The 17,434-nt window shown below is 37.0% G+C and carries 15 protein-coding genes, 1 tRNA gene and 1 other RNA gene; 13 read left to right on the top strand and 4 right to left on the bottom strand.

The genetic code is table 11. The annotated features are described in order from the left end of the window. Together BHC51_RS04130 and BHC51_RS04125 are read right to left on the bottom strand one after the other, a co-directional pair. Positions 1 to 454 (bottom strand): IS3 family transposase (locus tag BHC51_RS04130; protein ID WP_143558753.1); only part of this gene is annotated, 454 nt, incomplete at its 3' end. Then, on the bottom strand, positions 454 to 711 hold the full coding sequence (locus BHC51_RS04125; RefSeq protein ID WP_100098913.1) for a transposase: 258 nt from the start codon (positions 709 to 711) through the stop codon (positions 454 to 456). The genes BHC51_RS04125 and BHC51_RS04130, both read right to left, overlap by 1 nt. Before the next feature lie 87 nt (positions 712 to 798). Here BHC51_RS04125 and BHC51_RS04120 point away from each other — a divergent pair, with 87 nt between their 5' ends. After that, the gene (locus tag BHC51_RS04120; RefSeq protein WP_100153389.1) at positions 799 to 4,674 is read left to right on the top strand and encodes an RCC1 domain-containing protein; all 3,876 of its coding nucleotides are present in this window, start codon (positions 799 to 801) and stop codon (positions 4,672 to 4,674) included. A gap of 85 nt (positions 4,675 to 4,759) precedes the next feature. Further along, positions 4,760 to 7,609 carry a transglutaminase-like domain-containing protein gene (locus BHC51_RS04115; protein ID WP_100153388.1) on the top strand — a complete coding sequence of 950 codons (2,850 nt, stop codon included), beginning with the start codon at positions 4,760 to 4,762 and terminating at the stop codon, positions 7,607 to 7,609. Between the two features lie 195 nt (positions 7,610 to 7,804). Here BHC51_RS04115 and BHC51_RS04110 read toward each other — a convergent pair whose 3' ends face one another. After that, positions 7,805 to 8,395, bottom strand: a complete 591-nt coding sequence (locus tag BHC51_RS04110; protein WP_100153387.1) for a helix-turn-helix domain-containing protein — start codon at positions 8,393 to 8,395, stop codon at positions 7,805 to 7,807. Positions 8,396 to 8,759: 364 nt separating this feature from the next. Here BHC51_RS04110 and BHC51_RS04105 point away from each other — a divergent pair, with 364 nt between their 5' ends. The 4 genes from BHC51_RS04105 to BHC51_RS04090 all read left to right on the top strand — a co-directional run bounded on the left by BHC51_RS04105 (position 8,760) and on the right by BHC51_RS04090 (position 11,276). Beyond that, positions 8,760 to 9,662 carry a phage antirepressor N-terminal domain-containing protein gene (locus BHC51_RS04105; protein WP_100153386.1) on the top strand — a complete coding sequence of 301 codons (903 nt, stop codon included), beginning with the start codon at positions 8,760 to 8,762 and terminating at the stop codon, positions 9,660 to 9,662. 298 nt (positions 9,663 to 9,960) lie between these two features. After that, positions 9,961 to 10,449: a hypothetical protein gene (locus BHC51_RS04100; RefSeq protein WP_100123763.1), complete on the top strand. Its 489-nt coding sequence runs from the start codon at positions 9,961 to 9,963 to the stop codon at positions 10,447 to 10,449. A 3-nt stretch (positions 10,450 to 10,452) separates the two neighbouring features. Next, on the top strand, positions 10,453 to 10,794 hold the full coding sequence (locus tag BHC51_RS04095) for a hypothetical protein (protein ID WP_100153385.1): 342 nt from the start codon (positions 10,453 to 10,455) through the stop codon (positions 10,792 to 10,794). Positions 10,795 to 10,844: 50 nt separating this feature from the next. Continuing rightward, positions 10,845 to 11,276, top strand: a complete 432-nt coding sequence (locus BHC51_RS04090) for a M15 family metallopeptidase (RefSeq protein ID WP_100100626.1) — start codon at positions 10,845 to 10,847, stop codon at positions 11,274 to 11,276. A gap of 492 nt (positions 11,277 to 11,768) precedes the next feature. Here the strand turns inward: BHC51_RS04090 and ssrA are convergent. After that, positions 11,769 to 12,129, bottom strand: a transfer-messenger RNA (tmRNA) gene (ssrA, locus tag BHC51_RS04085). 435 nt (positions 12,130 to 12,564) lie between these two features. Here ssrA and BHC51_RS04075 point away from each other — a divergent pair. The 7 genes from BHC51_RS04075 to BHC51_RS04045 all read left to right on the top strand — a co-directional run bounded on the left by BHC51_RS04075 (position 12,565) and on the right by BHC51_RS04045 (position 17,429). After that, complete coding sequence (locus tag BHC51_RS04075) at positions 12,565 to 13,089, top strand: STY0301 family protein (protein ID WP_143558751.1); 525 nt, start codon at positions 12,565 to 12,567, stop codon at positions 13,087 to 13,089. 192 nt (positions 13,090 to 13,281) lie between these two features. After that, positions 13,282 to 13,653, top strand: coding sequence for an STY0301 family protein (locus BHC51_RS04070; RefSeq protein WP_143558749.1), 372 nt, complete (start codon positions 13,282 to 13,284; stop codon positions 13,651 to 13,653). A 348-nt stretch (positions 13,654 to 14,001) separates the two neighbouring features. Then, a complete protein-coding gene (locus BHC51_RS04065) occupies positions 14,002 to 14,499 on the top strand; it encodes a DUF1841 family protein (protein ID WP_100123908.1) in 498 nt (165 codons plus the stop codon). 117 nt (positions 14,500 to 14,616) lie between these two features. Next, complete coding sequence (locus tag BHC51_RS04060; protein ID WP_218964670.1) at positions 14,617 to 15,066, top strand: DUF441 domain-containing protein; 450 nt, start codon at positions 14,617 to 14,619, stop codon at positions 15,064 to 15,066. A gap of 69 nt (positions 15,067 to 15,135) precedes the next feature. Then, positions 15,136 to 15,226: transfer RNA gene (locus BHC51_RS04055), tRNA-Ser, on the top strand. 284 nt (positions 15,227 to 15,510) lie between these two features. Then, on the top strand, positions 15,511 to 16,017 hold the full coding sequence (locus BHC51_RS04050) for a Gp37 family protein (RefSeq protein ID WP_100100634.1): 507 nt from the start codon (positions 15,511 to 15,513) through the stop codon (positions 16,015 to 16,017). 8 nt (positions 16,018 to 16,025) lie between these two features. Next, complete coding sequence (locus tag BHC51_RS04045; protein WP_100153381.1) at positions 16,026 to 17,429, top strand: phage tail sheath family protein; 1,404 nt, start codon at positions 16,026 to 16,028, stop codon at positions 17,427 to 17,429. The last annotated feature ends 5 nt before the right edge of the window (positions 17,430 to 17,434 follow it).

The following is a 17,434-nucleotide window of genomic DNA, read 5'->3' as shown; positions in this document are numbered from 1 at the left end:
TATCAATGCCTAACGCCTCACGATTAAAGTCATCTATCACATTGAAGGTTCTAAAACGCTGTTGATTGCGACTGCTGTCACTCATAAAATCCATTGACCAGCATTCACCTTGTTTATTGGGTGCTGATAGCCTTTCTGGGCTTCGTGGAGGAATGCGTTGTTTACGCTTTACCCTGAGATTAAGCTTTAATTCACAATACACCCGATACACACGTTTATGATTCCATTTATAGCCGAGCTTTCTGATGCGATTAAAACATTTAGGAAAGCCCCAGCGTAAATGCTTATCGGTAATAGCACTTAGTACCGACATAATCACTGAATCATCCGGTAATTTAGGTTGATAATAGTAAGCGCAGCGACTTAAGCTAACAATAGCGCAGCTCATGGCAATAGTAACAGAATGACTTTCTTGCAGTTGTACAGCCCAAGCTTTACGTGTTTGAGTAGGCACTATAGCTTTTTTATGATTTCCTCCTGAAGCTGAGATTTTAAACTCAGCTCAGCAAACATCTGCTTAAGCTTACGGTTTTCAGCCTCTAGCTCCTTTAAACGTTTGATATCGGACGTTTCCATACCACCGTATTTATCACGCCATTTATAAAAAGTTGAATTGCCGATGCCATATTTACGGCAGAGTTCTTTGACGGGGATACCGGCTTCGGCTTCTTTTAAAATAGATACGATTTGATGTTCAGTCATTTTTTTCATGCTTAAATCCTCAATGGATTAATAAAGAGAATTTTCTACTTTTATGCTGTACTATTCTAGGGGATAGTTACAGCTCCTATTTATGTATTGGTTGATAGTGAGAATAGAATTGAAGAGATTAATAAGCAAAATAATATTAGTTCTACAGCGCTTGCTGCCAAACTAAAACCTGAAATTGGGCAACTAGAACCAGTTTTGGAATGGACTACCGGTGAATTAAATGTTGCTTCTGGTGTGTTGGTAATACCAACCAGAGACACTAATGATGATGGGGTGATTGATAATACAGATACACCAAGCATTATTTTTCTGAGCCATAAAGGTGCAGCATATAATTATGATGGAACTCTACATATTATAGATGGCCGCGATAAAAGTGAATTATTAAAACTATATCGTCCTAATAATCAAATCATAGCCGGAAGAGGTGGTATTGCAGCAGCAGATATTGATAACGACGGACAAGTTGAAGTATTGATCCCAACGACAAATGGTCAGTTGATGGCCATTAATACTCTTAACGGAGAGGTGAAATGGACGAGCCGCATACCTAATTCACCTTACTACGGACGTATATGGGGTGGCGGACCATCTATAGCAGACTTGAATGGTGACGGCAAAGTTGAAATTTTGTTTGGGCGACACGTTTTAAATGCAGATGATGGTTCCGTGTTATGGTCTGGCAGGGGAAGTTTTCATGGTGGAAAAACTGGATTGCAATCTTTTGCTGCGGATATTAATCTTGATGGCTATCTGGAATTGATAGTTGGTGCATCTGCTTATGATTATCAGGGAAATTTGTTATGGCAAAACAATGCAGTTGGTGATGGCTTTACTGCAGTAGGACAATTTAAAAAAGATGATTATCCGCAAATTGTTGTTAGTGCTGTAGGTCGTCTTTTTATGCTGGATCATGAAGGGAAAATTATTTGGGGACCTGTGCGATTGCCTGGAGGTGGTAATGGTGGTTCACCTGTTATCGCTGATGTAGATGGCGACGGAATACCCGAAATTGGTGTTGCTGGTGCTTATTTTTATACAGTATTCAAGGCTGATGGAAGTATCTTGTGGAGCCGACCTAATCAGGATAGTTCCAGTGCTGAAACAGGATCCAGTGTATTTGATTTTGATGGTGATGGTAGAGCGGAGGTGCTTTATGCTGATGAACAGAATTTATTTATTTTTGATGGTGAAACTGGACAACAGCTTTACAAATTACCACACGGTAGTGACACCGGTGGTGAATATCCTGTTATTGCCGATGTAGATAATGATGGTCATGCAGAACTGATTGTGGTCGGAGATGGAAATAGTAAAAATACTGGTTTACAAATTTATAAAGGTAAAAATAATAGTTGGGTAAGAACCAGAAATATCTGGAACCAATACGATTACTATATAAATAATATTAACGATGACCTTACAATACCAGCTCATCAGGGGAATAGCTGGGATTTACATAATACTTTCAGACTTAACAGACCCCTGGATCTTGACCCAACAGTAGTAGCAGATTTAACAGCTTCTTATATTCGTATTGATAACAAATTTGAAGGCTCTGATTCAACAATCACTGTTCGGATTGGTAATGGAGGCGGATATCCTGCTCCCGCTGGAGTATTTGTTGCGTTTTATAACGGAAATCCTAAAGACAATGGCATTTTATTAGGTGTGCAGAAAACAACTCGAATACTTAATAGTAATGATTATGAAGATGTGACCCTTCAGTTACCTTGTTTAAAGGATATTAACATTTTGTATATTGTTGCTGATGATAATGGTAAAGGTGAGTATACAGTTGAGGAGGCTAATCGTAATAATAATGTAGCAACATTAGAGCTTGCGAACTTAAGTTATGGTGTGCTGAAAATATCAACAGAAAAAAATAGTTATACTCCACAAACCGATGTTGTTTTTCAATCTATGGTTAGTAATATTGGATATTACAATAGTATCTTCAAATTGCAATTATCGATATTGGATTTTAATGGAAAACTCGTAGCTGAATTACCGATAGTTAGTCTGGGAGAGATTTCTACCAGTACTACAATTATTCATGAGAATATATGGAATACTGATTTATATATTGCTGGAGAGTATAAAGTTTGTGGTAAATTGTTAGATATCCATAGCAACATAGTAGCCGAAGATAGCTGTATTTTTGCTATTTTAGCAAATACAGATGAGAATTCTTTAGCATCTATATCAATTAATACTGATAAGCCAGAATATATTTCTAATGATGTAGTTGAGTTAACAACAATATACCGAAATTTATCTATTAATACGCCAATCTTCGGAGCTTATCTAGAGATTAATGTTAAATCACCCGATTTAATCGACGTGTTTTCTCATAAAGAAGCTATTGGTGATATCCCAGCAAATGGGAGCTTTAACCATTTTAATATTAGTCAGTTTTTACATGAAGCTCAGCTGGGTGAATATACTGTAGTTGTGACACTGTTTAATAGTGAAGATAAGAAGCTTGCAAATGCAACCACGTCTTATTTGGTCACTCAGGATCCTAAGTGTGTTTTAGATGGTATACGAGGTTCACTCACTTTGAATAAAAGGAAATTAAGTAAATGGCAGACTTTAAGCAGAACTGATTCAGTAAGTAATAATGGAGAAGTAAATGTAGAAAATCTAAAAATCATTCGTGTAATAGTCAATGAAGTAGGACAGGGTGAAACTAATTTGTTAGAAGTCAATCTGGATTTAAAAGTTGATCAAAAACAGGAATGGCTGAATATCCCTGTAAATACAAAAATTTTAGCTGCAGGTAATTACACAGCACTATTAATTGCAGCATTCAATGGTGAATCAAAATTATTGGATAGTGAGAATTTTGAGGTAAATGAGAATTCAGTTGGGTTAGGAATATCTGAAACTACTTTAATTACTACTGGTGCTGCACTGCATGAAGGTCTTGTTTATATCTGGGGGTTCAGAGGCTCAGCACAGCAAGGGAATGGCACTGTGAGTGTTGAAAGTGAAAGTCCACCGGCCAAGGTAGAAACATTGAAGAATATTATTTCATTAACTGGGGGGGCTTATCACCTACTTGCATTGGATGATCAGGGAAATGTTTATGGATGGGGTAAAAGTAACAACGGTGAAACAGGATGTGAACCAACACATAAGAAGTGTGTAGCTACGCCGGCACTAGTATTGAGTAATATTATTCAAATTGCTGCTGGAGAATATTCTTCTATGGCATTAGATACTAATGGGTTAGTGTGGACATGGGGACAAAATATTCATGGACAATTAGGAAATCCTGATATAAAACATCATAGTCAAACTCCAATAGCGGTAGATCTCAATGGTGAGAAAGTTAGGCTAATTGGAGCTACTTATGAAGGAGGGTTTGCTGTTACTGAAGAGGGACATGTTTGGGCATGGGGTGATAATGAAGCTAATGGATTAGGTATTCAAGGTTCAAATTATGGAAAACAATCCATTATTAAGATACCTACTCAGGTGCCGAATCTTGATATATATGCAGCTCATATTATTTATATAGGTGGTGGCAATGGCTGGGGTGAAGCCTTACTGGATAATGGCGATGTAATTGGTTGGGGGCTTCATGCAGCTCTGGGGCTGGGAGTTACAAAAACCAAAGTTTCCAGCCCAGAACCAGTTCATATTATAAGTAATGTCAAGCAGCTTTTTGCTAGGTATGTTGGTTCAATTGCATTGACTAATGATGGTGAAATCTATACTTGGGGACAGACAAGTGGTTCTGCTTTTCCAATGATCTATGGCGCAGATGTGACTTTACGCAATAACACTAATGGTTCCATTATAAGTATAGGTGGAGGTAAAGAGCATATTTTTTATAGGACTGAAGATGGGAATTTGTATGGTGTTGGTTACAATGATATTTATAAGCTAGATCAAAGTAAATCAACTGGTTCAGCTATTGATTGGCCAGGAAAGCAAATAATCTTAAATCCATAACAACTGTATTGTGTCAATCTGTTAAATCAGATTGACACAGTTTTTATATAAATTATTTTATACAAATTACATAAAGAAGAAATATATGAACAATTTATCAATAACTAATTTCAATAGAAAGCATTTAAAACAATCTCATGAGCACAAACTGGCAGAACTGATTGATGAAGTTAGGGCTTGTGTTGGAGCAGATGCAACTTTAGCTGCTAAAGTCGGTTTTAATCCTAGAAAAATGTTAAATAAATTCAAAATATTAATTGAAAAAGTAATTAATAATATTAAAATTGAACGTCAGCAAGCAATATTAGAGCAGGCATCACAAAATATTGTAGATCAGCTAGACCTACAATTGGCAACAATTACAGAAAGAAGCTCAGTATTCCAAAATTATCTTGAGCTGTTAGCTTCTGGTTCTCGACTACTAAGAAGTGATGAATGTGAGCATAGTAATGCTTTATCTGACTGGCTTGATGAAATTGATCCCTTACCTCAAGTAGAGGATTTTAACCAGATGCCTTTTCAGTCATTGAAAGCAGATCCAAATAATGTACCACGTGATTTTTCTGTTGAAGAAGAATATTCAGCTCATACACATAGTGCAGCAAATATTGATAATTTTTTCTTGCCTGAATATATTGAATCTAAAAATGAAGCCGAAATTACTGAAGATATATTAGCTAAAGCCAATGAATTAAAAAATAGTCCAGTTAAAATCTATGAATGGGTTCGCAATAATATTGAATGGCAACCTACTTGGGGCGGACAGCAAACTGCAGGCATGACGCTGGGTGTGCTTCGCGGTAATGCCATGGATATATCTACACTGCTGATTGCTTTATTGCGCGCAGCTAAAATTCCGGCACGATATGTACATGGTACTGTAGATATTGAAATAAATACATTTATGAATATGGCCGGAAATTTTGACTCATTAAATGCTGCTATAGAATTTGTTTCTGCAGGTGGAGTACCTGTAACAGGTATCATTTCAGGAGGTAAAATTTCTAAAGTTAGGATGGAGCATGTTTGGGTAGAAGCGGCTGTACCATTTTATCCATCACGTGGATCGAAACCAGTTTCTAAACGTAATCCTATCGATAAATGGGTACCATTAGATGGCAGTGCAAAAGAGTATGAGTTTTGTCAGGGAATAGATGTTTTTAAAACCAGTCTAAATTTTGATGATGTTTTAGAAAAATTTAAGAATAGTGGAGTCGTAAATAATGATAAAAATTTTATAAGTGGGTTTGATTCTAGTATCTTAAAAAAAGCTCAGGAAAAACATGGATATGATTTATATGAACATTTATTTGAAAATATTAAAGAACCAAAAATACCTGATTTGATTGGAAAACGTAATATTATTCCATTAAATTTTAATTTTCTACCAGGAAGTTTACCTTATATGTCTATTTCTAGGGGTATAGGTTCATCTTTTTTGAAAGCAGAATTACAAACAAAAATAAATTTATCTTTAAACGATGAGTCTGTATTATCTGAGTATGATAATAATATTACAATGCCTTTATATAAGCTTAATCAGAAAGAAATAATTATTAGTTTTGTTCCAGCAAGAGAATCTGATGAAATGGCTTTAAAAGAACAAATACCCAAAAACTTAACTGATTTAAATCAGCTCCCTAATTTTTATTCTTCGTATATACAAATGATTCCTATAATTAAATTAAATAAAAGAGTTATACTTAAAGGTTCACAAAGAAGTATAGGAGAAGAAATTAAACTTGAGTATCAATTCAAAACACCAACTAAGACCTATTTAAACGTAAGAAATAAAATTATTGTAGGAAGTTATCTAGCTTTAGGAATAGTAGGCAGTAATTTCTCTAATAAAACCATTTTTGATAATAAAAATGAATTAAATAAAATTAAGGCTATTATCGAAAATAATAAAGATAATAAGTTAACTGGTGATGAATTAATTAAAGGTATTTATTATACTGGTATACAGAATTATTATTGTGAATATATCTCTCAAAGTGAATTACTTAGCATAGGACAAAATATTAGATATATGCCTCAACCAATGGGGGGAACATTTGGATACGAACCACGTCAAAAAATGTTATTTGGTGTTAATTTGGGGATTGAAACAGGAGGTTTATATATGAATGTACATGTAGCTCAGTCTGTAAAAGATCCGTCTGGAAAAAAAGATAAAGCTAAAGAATTTATGATGCAGATTGGAATGCTAAGCTCTACACTGGAACACACTGTTCCAGAAAGTTTGTTTAATGGAAAAAAAAATCAAATTGTAAATGAGGGATTTTCTGCTTCAAAAGCTATAACAATGGCCCTTGCCCAAGGTCAAAAAATTTATACTATTACAAAAAATAATATTGAACAAACTTTAGCAAATATTAAGATTAATAAACTTGGGCGAGAAGAAATCCGTGCTGCTGTGTATGCAGGAAAAGAAGTGCGGGTCCATGCAGAACCTTTAACTATTAATAAATATTCAGGAAGTGGTTACATCATTTTGGATCCAATAATAGGTGATGGTGCTTACAAAATTAGTGGAGGAAAAAATGGTGGTTTTTTAGATCCTGCTATAAAATCTTTTACAGAAAATGCTAATTTGATTGGTGTAATACTGGGTGCCATTGCTATTATGGGTTTTTTTGCTGGATGGGCTCCTCTTACACTTGTTATTATTTTTTTGCTGCAAACGTATTTGTTAGTAATAGATTTGTTGACTAATTATGAGCCATGTACACCTGAAACTGATTTTAAAGTTTTTTTCATGGTTTTATTTGTTACTGTTATAGCAGGTGCGGTAGGTTTAATTGTAGAGGTAGGAGCGAATATAATTATGCTTATATTAGGTTTAATTTATGGATCAGCTCCAACTAGTGCTACTAATAAATATTGCAATATTATAAAAACTAACCCATTTCCAGCTCATTCCATGAGCTAAAATCAAATATAGGTTATAGTTAACCAAAATAAATCTAGTAATAATATAAATAACTTTTATTATTAAAGCCGAATATATTTATATTCGGCTTTGAACTTTTTATATTAAAATTATTAAGATGTATTTAAATTAAGTTAATTATCAAATTTATTTATTGGAGTATTAAAATTGGTTAATAAATATTTTATAATACGTTTACAAACATCCGCAGCGATAAACTATTTGTCCTATAAGTTCTATATCATTTAAAGAGGCAATTTCATCTGGATATTCATAGCTATTATAACTTTTCATACGTACCCGATGGTTAGGTAGATTTTGCAGAATTTTAATTCTTAACAGTTTTCCTTGATTGAAGGCGTAAATTTTGCCATCTATAGGTTTTTTTTGAGAAATATCAATGATAAGTTTATCTCCATCATTTAATAGATTCTGCATGGAATTTCCATTCATGGTGGTACAGACTAAATTATCAACTTGCAAATTATTTACTTTTAAATCAGTTTTTAATATGCATAATTGAGTTGCATCAGAAATGTTTTTTTCGATAGACAAAGGTGGGATATTTATGAACGCAATATTGTTACTATTGATGTGAGATATGATTTCAGTTTGTTTAAAATTCAGTATTTTCATAATTTTATTAACTGTTTCTAATCTGGGGATAACTTTACCCAACTCATATCTGGATATCAGAGATGGGGTGATGCTAGTTTTTTGGGCTAGTTCTTTCTGGGAAAGTCCGGCTTCCAGTCTGGCTGTTTTAAGTTGATTAGCAAATTTCATGATAGAAAAATAAGATGTTAAAAAATAAAATTTAATCCATAAATGATAAAAAATTGGTCATAAATGGCCATAAAATACTTGTAATTATCTTTTATAAATTTTAATATAGCCAGATATGGCTATAGTGGATAACCACTTAGGAGTATATTACCTGAAATGATATAGGATCAAAACTATCACTTATTTAACTGAAAGTATTTGTAAATAAACTCAACTTAAATTAACGATTAATTGATATAAGGTAAAAATAAAAATTGTAAATATATTTAACAATTTTAGTATCTGAAATGGTAATACCTCAAAGGCTGCCACCTTTGAGGTATTAGGTAAACAAAAATCCCAAGGTTAAAATTAGGAGTTTTGAATGAATAATAGTATCACATTTGTTTCTTTTTTAGGGAGTAGCCTTGCTACAGTTAAAGTTAAAAATACTATTTACGTATGTATGAAATCGGTTGTTAACGGTATTGGTCTGGATTGGTCAACTCAACACCGTAAATTAAAGGGGTGCTATCAAAAATACGGATGCGGATTTTTATCTATCCCGGTTAAAAACGGCACCAAGAAAATTCTGGCGATTCCACTTAAAAAATTGCCTAACTGGCTACAGAGTATCAATCCGAAAAAGGTTAAAGATAATCTGAAAGAGCTGGTGCTGACTTATCAGCGAGAATGCACTGAGGCCATTAATACTCACTGGCGCAAGCCACGCGCTGCGAAAAAGCCACGTTTTCCAGAAACAGCTGATAATAATGACTGTTCAGGTTTGTTGCCTAATCAGATTTCTATTATCAAGGCTTTACATAGGCAGCTTGTATTATCCGTGGCTAAAGAACAACAGGCTGAGCTCGCAATCACCTTATGGCAGGCTGTGCAAACCCGTTATGGTGTAAGTTATGATAAGGTACCATCCTCAAGATTTGTTGATGTTATTTGCCTGTTAAGCCGCGTTGCAGTCAAAAAAGCCAGTATCAGTAGTCCGGAGTCGAATAAAAACGGTGGTGACGAACTTAGTGTTCCATCTACAGTGTTGGCCAGTTTATATGAATCATTTGCCTGTTCTCAGAAAATGCGTCTGATGTATGAGCATTTATTTCCGGCTTTACGTATTCTGGGTAGTAAATACGAATCGCAGATTCATGAATTTGCATATGAGATGGATCGGATATTTAATAAGTGTCATAAGGCTTTTTTACCGTTGTTTGAAAAAATGCCAGAATCTGAAGCTAAAGAATCGGCACGCAATCATCTGGCCAAACTGATGTAAGGATCGGATTGACTTGTATAAAAATTGCTCTAAGCTTTAGTCATACCTTGAAAGCTTCTGAAAATCAGTCTGTTCAAGGTATGGCTATATACAAATATCTATTCAATATAAATTTATTTATATAAATGCATAATGGTTATATTTTGAAAAATGATTTTTTTGTATCAGAGTAAGGAATAAAAGAAAGTTTGAAATAAATTTAAAAATGATGAATAAGAAATGCATATTCTAATATTAATGGGTATTAAAACTGGTTTTTAACCAGTTTTTTTGTTTTTAAGGATTTGATGGTTGATTTATGAGAAATGTGGAATTGGTATTACAGCTACTTCATTCATTGCTGGATTTAAGATTTTTGCCGGATAAATTGCAACAATGGTTATTTTGTACAGGCACCCGTGTTATTACAGTTACCAGTGCGCTGATTATGATAGGTTTTGCTGGTATATTTTTGCTGGGTGGCAGCGATGTTTTTGATCTTAAACTGTATAAAGGCTTTTTGTTATTGCGTCCTTATACTCTGGCGGTGTTATTGATTGGGGTGGCATTGTTACAGTTAATTGTGGCGATATTTAAATCCTACCGTTGCAGTGTGTTTTCTGGCTATTTACTGATTTTATCTGCGCTGATATGGGCCGTAATATCGGCTACATTCTGGGCATCATACCCACCGTTAACAACAGGTATGACCACTTATCCTGTACTAACTGTAGTATGTGCCCTGGCGGGGCGTAATTTGATCAACTACACAAAACGGGTTGAAGATTTGAAACATAAAGGACGATAAAGTATGGAGTTAGTGAAAGATGCTTTTTCGGTCTGTATTCTATTTGCGCTGATGGGTGGATTGGCTGGTTCTTTACTGGTTACAGATTACAAACGCTATGGCTGGTTTATGACAGTTTTGTTTGTCTTGTTGGGAATGATATTTGCTGCCGCAGTAACTGATTATTTCTTCCCGCAGAATCATCCGTGGCTTTTTGCCGGAGTGGGGGTATTTGCAGGTATGTCGACCACATCATTTCTGGATGCGTTCAAGGCTGCTGCACCGAAACTGGCACAGCGCATAATTAATATTGTTAGCAAAAAAGCAGAGCAGTTTGTTGGTAGTGATGAATCAACAAAAGAATAACTATAAATAAGTATCAGGCAGCCTGAGGGCTGCTTTTTTGGACAATTAATATGTATAAATTGAGTAATCGATCATTGCAGCGTTTATACGGGGTAGATGTCAGTCTGGTCAGGGTAGTTAAACGGGCAATTGAAATCACTAGTCAAGATTTTATGGTGACTGAGGGGCTGCGCACTTATGAACAGTGCTGTATTAATTACGGCAAAGGTCGAACCGCGCTGCAATGCAGTGTGAAAGGGGTGCCAGCAAAATATGCGCAGCCGGGCTTGAGTAAAGTAACATGGTTAAATAACCCGTTTGCAAGTAAACATGCTACCGGTAAGGCCATAGACTTGGTTCCTTATCCGGTTGACTGGAATGATTTGAAAAAATTTCACATGATAGCTGTAGCTATGAAACAGGCTGCTACAGAGCTGAAAGTAAAAATTGTATGGGGTGGTGATTGGAAGTCCAGTAAGGATTACCCTCATTTTGAGGTGTGACAAATGAATTTAGTCGAATTTATCTGATAAACCTGATTCTTTAAAATAGGCTGAATATGGTACGCAAGTGGTAATGATTGTTTGATATTCTGATTAGAATGAGATGAATTTAAACAGATAGTTTGCTATTTATTATAGTCTATTCATTAATCATTTTTGCAAACAGATTGTAATTTAACTTTATGAGTAAGGATTTATTCTTATGATATATGTATATAATATTGTTTATCTCAGTAATGTGAATTTATTAATATGAGATTTGTTATACTGATTAAATGAATTTAATTTTAAATTGTTAAAAATATTCTATTGACGTATATTAAATGAAAGGCTATAATTTGATTCATTGATAGGTATGCTTCACCTTAAACAGCTGATTAAAAAGTTCCCTGGTTGGGAGCTTTTTTGCGTTCTGAGTAGATGGAAAGCTGAATATAGTATAGGGTAGTTAATGAATCTGGATATCGTGTCTGAATAAACAGACGGGATAATTGGTGGAGGCGGGGGGAATCGAACCCCCGTCCGAAAGTCCTCTACAGAGCGATCTACATACTTAGTCTTGCCAACTTCGAATCTTATTTACAAACCGCCGACAGACAGGCTGTTTGTAAACCAGTTGCCATAAATCTCGTTCAATGCCAGACAACACGACATTAAACCAGCCAATGTAAATGTCGTTGCGGTGAGTTGCCTCACACGGCCCATTGGCGAACCGTTGCAACGTTTAGCCTTAAGCGGCTAAAGCGTAAGTTTCGTCGTTTGCGACTATATAAATTCAGTGTTTAACGGGAATCTGAGACCCCGGTATGCACGCATCTGCTTTGCAACCCCCGTCGAAACCAAGGTCGCCCCCAGATGGTTTGCCAATTATACTTTATTTTTGGTGTATATGCATAGTCATAAAGTTATAAGCTGATTTTAAGCTAATTACTACCATCAATCGGCATTTAAAAATCAGACTAAAAAATAAATTTAAGGGGGAATAACATCTATTTTAATCAGTAATTAAGTAGAAATTGCATTGGCATTTTATTCATTCGTCTGAATAAAAACTGCTTATAATTGCTATTGCAACAGGCACTAATTTCCAATAAACTAACATTAAGTTACATTTGTTATCAAATATAGTTGATGAGAACATTAAAAGAGACCGAGATCGTGAAATTTATGTCGGAGAATCCCATGAATGTGTTGTTGCTGTAAAACATTTTTCGAAAGCAAAACAAATTACGATCTGGAAAAAAGAGCCAGAATTAAAGGTAATAATAGTATTTAGCCTGGTACCGCAATGGCGACGTTTGATAGTAGAGGCAAATATCATGGCCATGCTGCAATATATATATCAATCAAACAGCAAGGGGTATCAACGTTTATGATCAATGGAAGGGACAGCTATTGCAGACTCGTGAGCTTGAATTCAGAGGGTGGGGTTATGTTTCAAATAATAGGATTAAATTTTATGTTATTGAACAACAAAAAAATAACGATATTATTTACCAGTCTGTTACTCAGCCTTTTATCAATCAATTGCCTTGCTCAGACTCCTGTTGTGAGTTGCCCCGCAACTTTTTCTGATAAACACACTGTTTACCGCCTTTTTAATGCCAGCTTATATGATGGTCCAATAACTAATAATGCAGAGTTAGTTCCTGAATTTAAAAAAGAAAAAGCTATATGGAATATTGACCCGCGAATGGATCCTTATTTAGTCTGCGAGTATGCCGGAACCAGACATACCATTGTTTTTCATGCCAGGAGTGCAGCTTACTGTGAAAAAAGCAAAGCGCCAGTGCAGGCAAAATGTATGCCATAAAATTTTGCTGCTAAGTACTTAATCTGTTAATAAAAAAAAGGTATTTTATTTACTGACACTTATGTTTATAACGTGGTTTTGATGTGATACATCCTAATCAAACAGCAAGGTATATCAGTGTTTATGAACAATGGAATGGACAGCTCTTGCAGAATCGTGAGATTGAATTCAGAGGTCATGGTAAAATTGTTAATGACGGAAAACAATATTATGTTATCGAATAACAGAAAAATAGCGATATTATTTACCAGTCTATTACTCAACATAATATCAATTAATTGCTATGCTCAGTCCCCTGTTGTGAGTTGCCCAGCAACTTTTTCTGATGGTAACAGTATTTTCCGGCTTATTAATGTCAGTCTATATGATGGTCCAGTATGTATGAAAGCAACGTTAGTACCTGAATTTAAAAAAGATAAACAATTATGGGTTCTTGATACACTAATGGATCCCTCTTTAGTTTGCGAGTATGCCGGAACCAGACATTACATTGTTTTTGATGCTAAGGGTGCAGCTTATTGTGAAAAAAGCAAAGCGCCAGTGCAGGCAAAATGTATGCCATAACAATTCGCTGCAAACAATTTAAGCTGTTGGTAAACAAGATTGGCTTTATCCGCCAGCGCCTATATTTATGATAAATTCATGATGATTTGAATATCCAATCGCCTGCCAGCTGCTTTTTTACGTTCCTTATGGTGCTGATCATTAGCAAAATATTTGTGTTATACAGGAAATTATACGGATAGAGATGAATACTTTGCTGTTAGTTACTGTTAATTGATTGTTGCATAATTTGATTTTGTAGAGAATTCAGATATGGATTTTATGCTGGCCGACAAGATGGCAGGAAATTATCGATGTTGGCGGCATTGATTTATAATTTGCATTATTTTGTTTGGAATGAATGCTGTTATGTATGATGTCAATACGGATGATGTGCGCCGTTTTTTCGCTGATGTGTGGCGTAAGCGTCAGCAGCCGCAGTTGCTGGATGCTTTACAGCAGAAGGCGTTGCGGATTATTGCTGCACATACTGAGTATGCGCCCTATCTGGAAAATGTTGAACAGTTTTTAACCCGGACATGGCGGCCGGAAGAGGGGGAAACAAATCCTTTTTTGCATTTGTCTCTGCATTTATCAGTACAGGAACAGGTAGCGATTGATCAGCCGTTTGGGATTGCAGCTATTCATCAGCGCTTGTGTGAGCAGTATGCGGGTGACTGGGTGAAAGCAGAACACGATATGATTGAGGCACTGGCAGAAACAATCTGGCAGGCACAACGTTATGGTCAGGGGTTGGACGTGAATGTTTATATGACGCGGCTGCGCAGTCTGATAGGTTTGGGACAGGAAGATGAGGCGCGTTTAAATCCACATGAAGTTGGACAGTTTTCTGATAAAGAGATTTGAATTTGCTCACGCATTGATTATGATTTATTGTTTCACTCATCTGTGTTGACCAGCTGTAATTATGGCTGGTTGCTAATGTGGGAATTATTTTCAATAATCTTTAATCAGGGGATAAATATGTCTTTCTGGGCAAGTAATGCAAATGCTCTATTGCTGTTGTTGTTTGTGGGGTTAGGTATTGTGGGACATAATCCTTCAGTAACGATTTCAGCGTTAATTATTTTGTTGATACAGCAAACGCCGTTATTAAAATATGCACCGGTACTGGAAAAATATGGGGTACAGTTGGGTATTATGCTGCTGATGATTGGTGTACTGGCTCCTTTGATTACAGGCAAGGTGCAGCCGGCACAGATTGCTGCGCTGGTAACCAGTTGGAAAACCATTGCTGCTGTGGTAGTAGGTACAATAGTGGCCTGGCTTGGCGGGCGTGGGGTGCAGTTGATGCAGGTTAATCCGTCAATTGTGACTGGGTTGATGATTGGTACTATTATCGGGGTGGCCTTTTTACGCGGTGTGCCGGTAGGGCCTTTGATTGCAGCTGGATTGCTGTCGCTGATTTTGTAAGTGCTGTGTTGCTGAAGTTCTTGCCAGAAAGCCACGCTCTCGTTATAATGCGCGCAATTCCATTCTCACGGAGAGGTGGATGAGTGGTTGAAGTCGCACGCCTGGAAAGCGTGTATACGTGAATAGCGTATCGAGGGTTCGAATCCCTTCCTCTCCGCCAAATTTATTATTTAAAGCTGCCTGAGCAGCTTTTTTTATGAGTATTATATTTAATGTTATTGGCATAAATATTTTGTGTTTACTTTAGTCTACTCTTTATTAATATTCTGGCACTTGGATTGGTTATATTGATTTTATGTGTGACTTTGTAGCTAATATTTGTTTTATTTATTATTTTTCTGGCAGGTCTGTGTTGTAATTAATTTTAGCCGCTAAAAAACTACGCCCTCACAATTTTGGTTGTGAGGGTTTTTTGTGCCCGCTGGATTGTATGGAGAATATCGGATGAATTTAACCCGTTCTGTTCTGAACAATGTGCAGACATATCTTGAGAGAGCCTTGCCAGATTATTCGGTACAGTTGATGCCGAATAATTTTAAGGATTATCAGTTTATTCATCCGCTTGGGGCGGTATTGATTGGCTATCAGCGCAGTAAATTCAAAAAGCCGTGCAGTACTGACCTGATTACGCAGGAAAGGCGCTTGCAGTTGCGTTTCGCGGTTTTTGCTCGTTCTCTGGAAAATGAGAAGGGTGTGCTGGATTTACTTGATTCTTTACGCTTGGCTTTGGTGGGATTTCAGCCTGACCATTGCCAGCAAATCCGGTTGTTGAGTGAGCGCTTTCTGGGGGAGGCCGATGGGGTTTGGCGATATCGGTTATGCGCTCGCACTGAGACGCTTCAAGTGGAGCAGCGTCCGGTGGTTAATCAGCAAAATCTGGTCAAATCTATACCGACTCGTGGTGAGATTAAGACCAAAGCTATTTCACAATCTGTAACTTCGAAGGAGTAATAATCATCATGGCAGCAGCTTATTTGCATGGTGTTGAAACAATCCGTATTGATGGCGGCAGTAGTCCGGTCTATACCGTAGATGGGGCGATTACAGCGATTGTTGGTACGGGTATGTCTGGTGCAGTAAATGAATTGACGGTGTGTCAGACAGTTAAGGATTTTAGTCAATTTGGTTCTGTGACAGGAGCTGGTTTTACTTTGCCTGATGCGGCTAATATCTGGACGCGTTATCAGTCTGGTGTGGCTTATGTAGTGAATGTGCTGAATCCGGCTAAGCATAAAACGGTTGTTGATTCTGAGGTACTGGTTATCGACAGTGATACGTTGATGGCCAAAACGGCGCATCCGGCCTTACAGTCTGGCTATAAAGTACAGGCAGGGACTCAGACTTTGTCTGAGGGTTCTGATTACACGCTTAATCTGGAAACTGGTGAGCTGACTTTTGCTCAGATGCGTTCTGATGTATCGATTGCTTATACCTATCTTGATCCGAGCAAGGTAACGGTAGCGGATATTATTGGCGGCTATGAAGCGGCAACAGGTAAGCGTAAGGGTATGGAATTGCTTACTGAAGGGTTTACGCGTCTGGGTGCGGATGCAAAGATTTTGATTGTGCCGCAATATGATGCAGATGCAACTGTGGCCGCAGCGATGGTAACGCTGGCTGATAAGCTGGACGCAATTGCCTATATTGCTGCGCCGAAAGGTACTACGCTGACTCAGGCTATTCAGGGACGTGGTTCGCTCGGAAATATTAATTTTCAGACTTCTTCTGACCGTGCGCAGTTATTTTATCCGTATGTTACTGGGTCCAGTGGTGAACTGGAAAGTCTGGCCACACATGCTGCCGGTTTACGTATGAAAACTGATGTGGAGCAAGGCTATTGGTTCAGTATTTCCAATCGTGAGCTTTTGGGTGTAACGGGTATGGAGGTATCGCTGACAGCACGTATTGATGATCCGCAGGCGGAAACTAATCGTCTGAATGAAAAAGGTATTACTACGGTCTTTAACAGCTATGGTACTGGTTTCCGCTTATGGGGTAACCGTCTGGCCTGTTTCCCGACTGTGACGCATATCAAGAATTTTGAAACTGCACAGCGTACTGGTGATTTGATTGATGAGTCGATTCGCCGTGCGCAGTTACAGTATATTGATTTGCCTATTGATGATGCGCTGATTGACAGTCTGCTGGGCACGGTACGTACTTATCTGGGTACGCTCAAGAGTATTGTTGGTTTTAGTGTGAGTCTGGATTATGACTATGATCTGGCTGATGCTTTCAGTAAAGGGCAGGTGCCAATCAAGTATGACTATACCCCTAAACTGCCAGCAGAACGTATCACCAATACCAGTGTGATGACCCGTACTTATCTGGCTAATTTGATTAGCAACCAGTCTGCCGCTTAGGAATC

This window comes from Snodgrassella alvi, assembly GCF_002777745.1.
Lineage (GTDB): Bacteria > Pseudomonadota > Gammaproteobacteria > Burkholderiales > Neisseriaceae > Snodgrassella > Snodgrassella alvi_D.
This window is presented reverse-complemented; position numbering and strand designations above follow the sequence as displayed.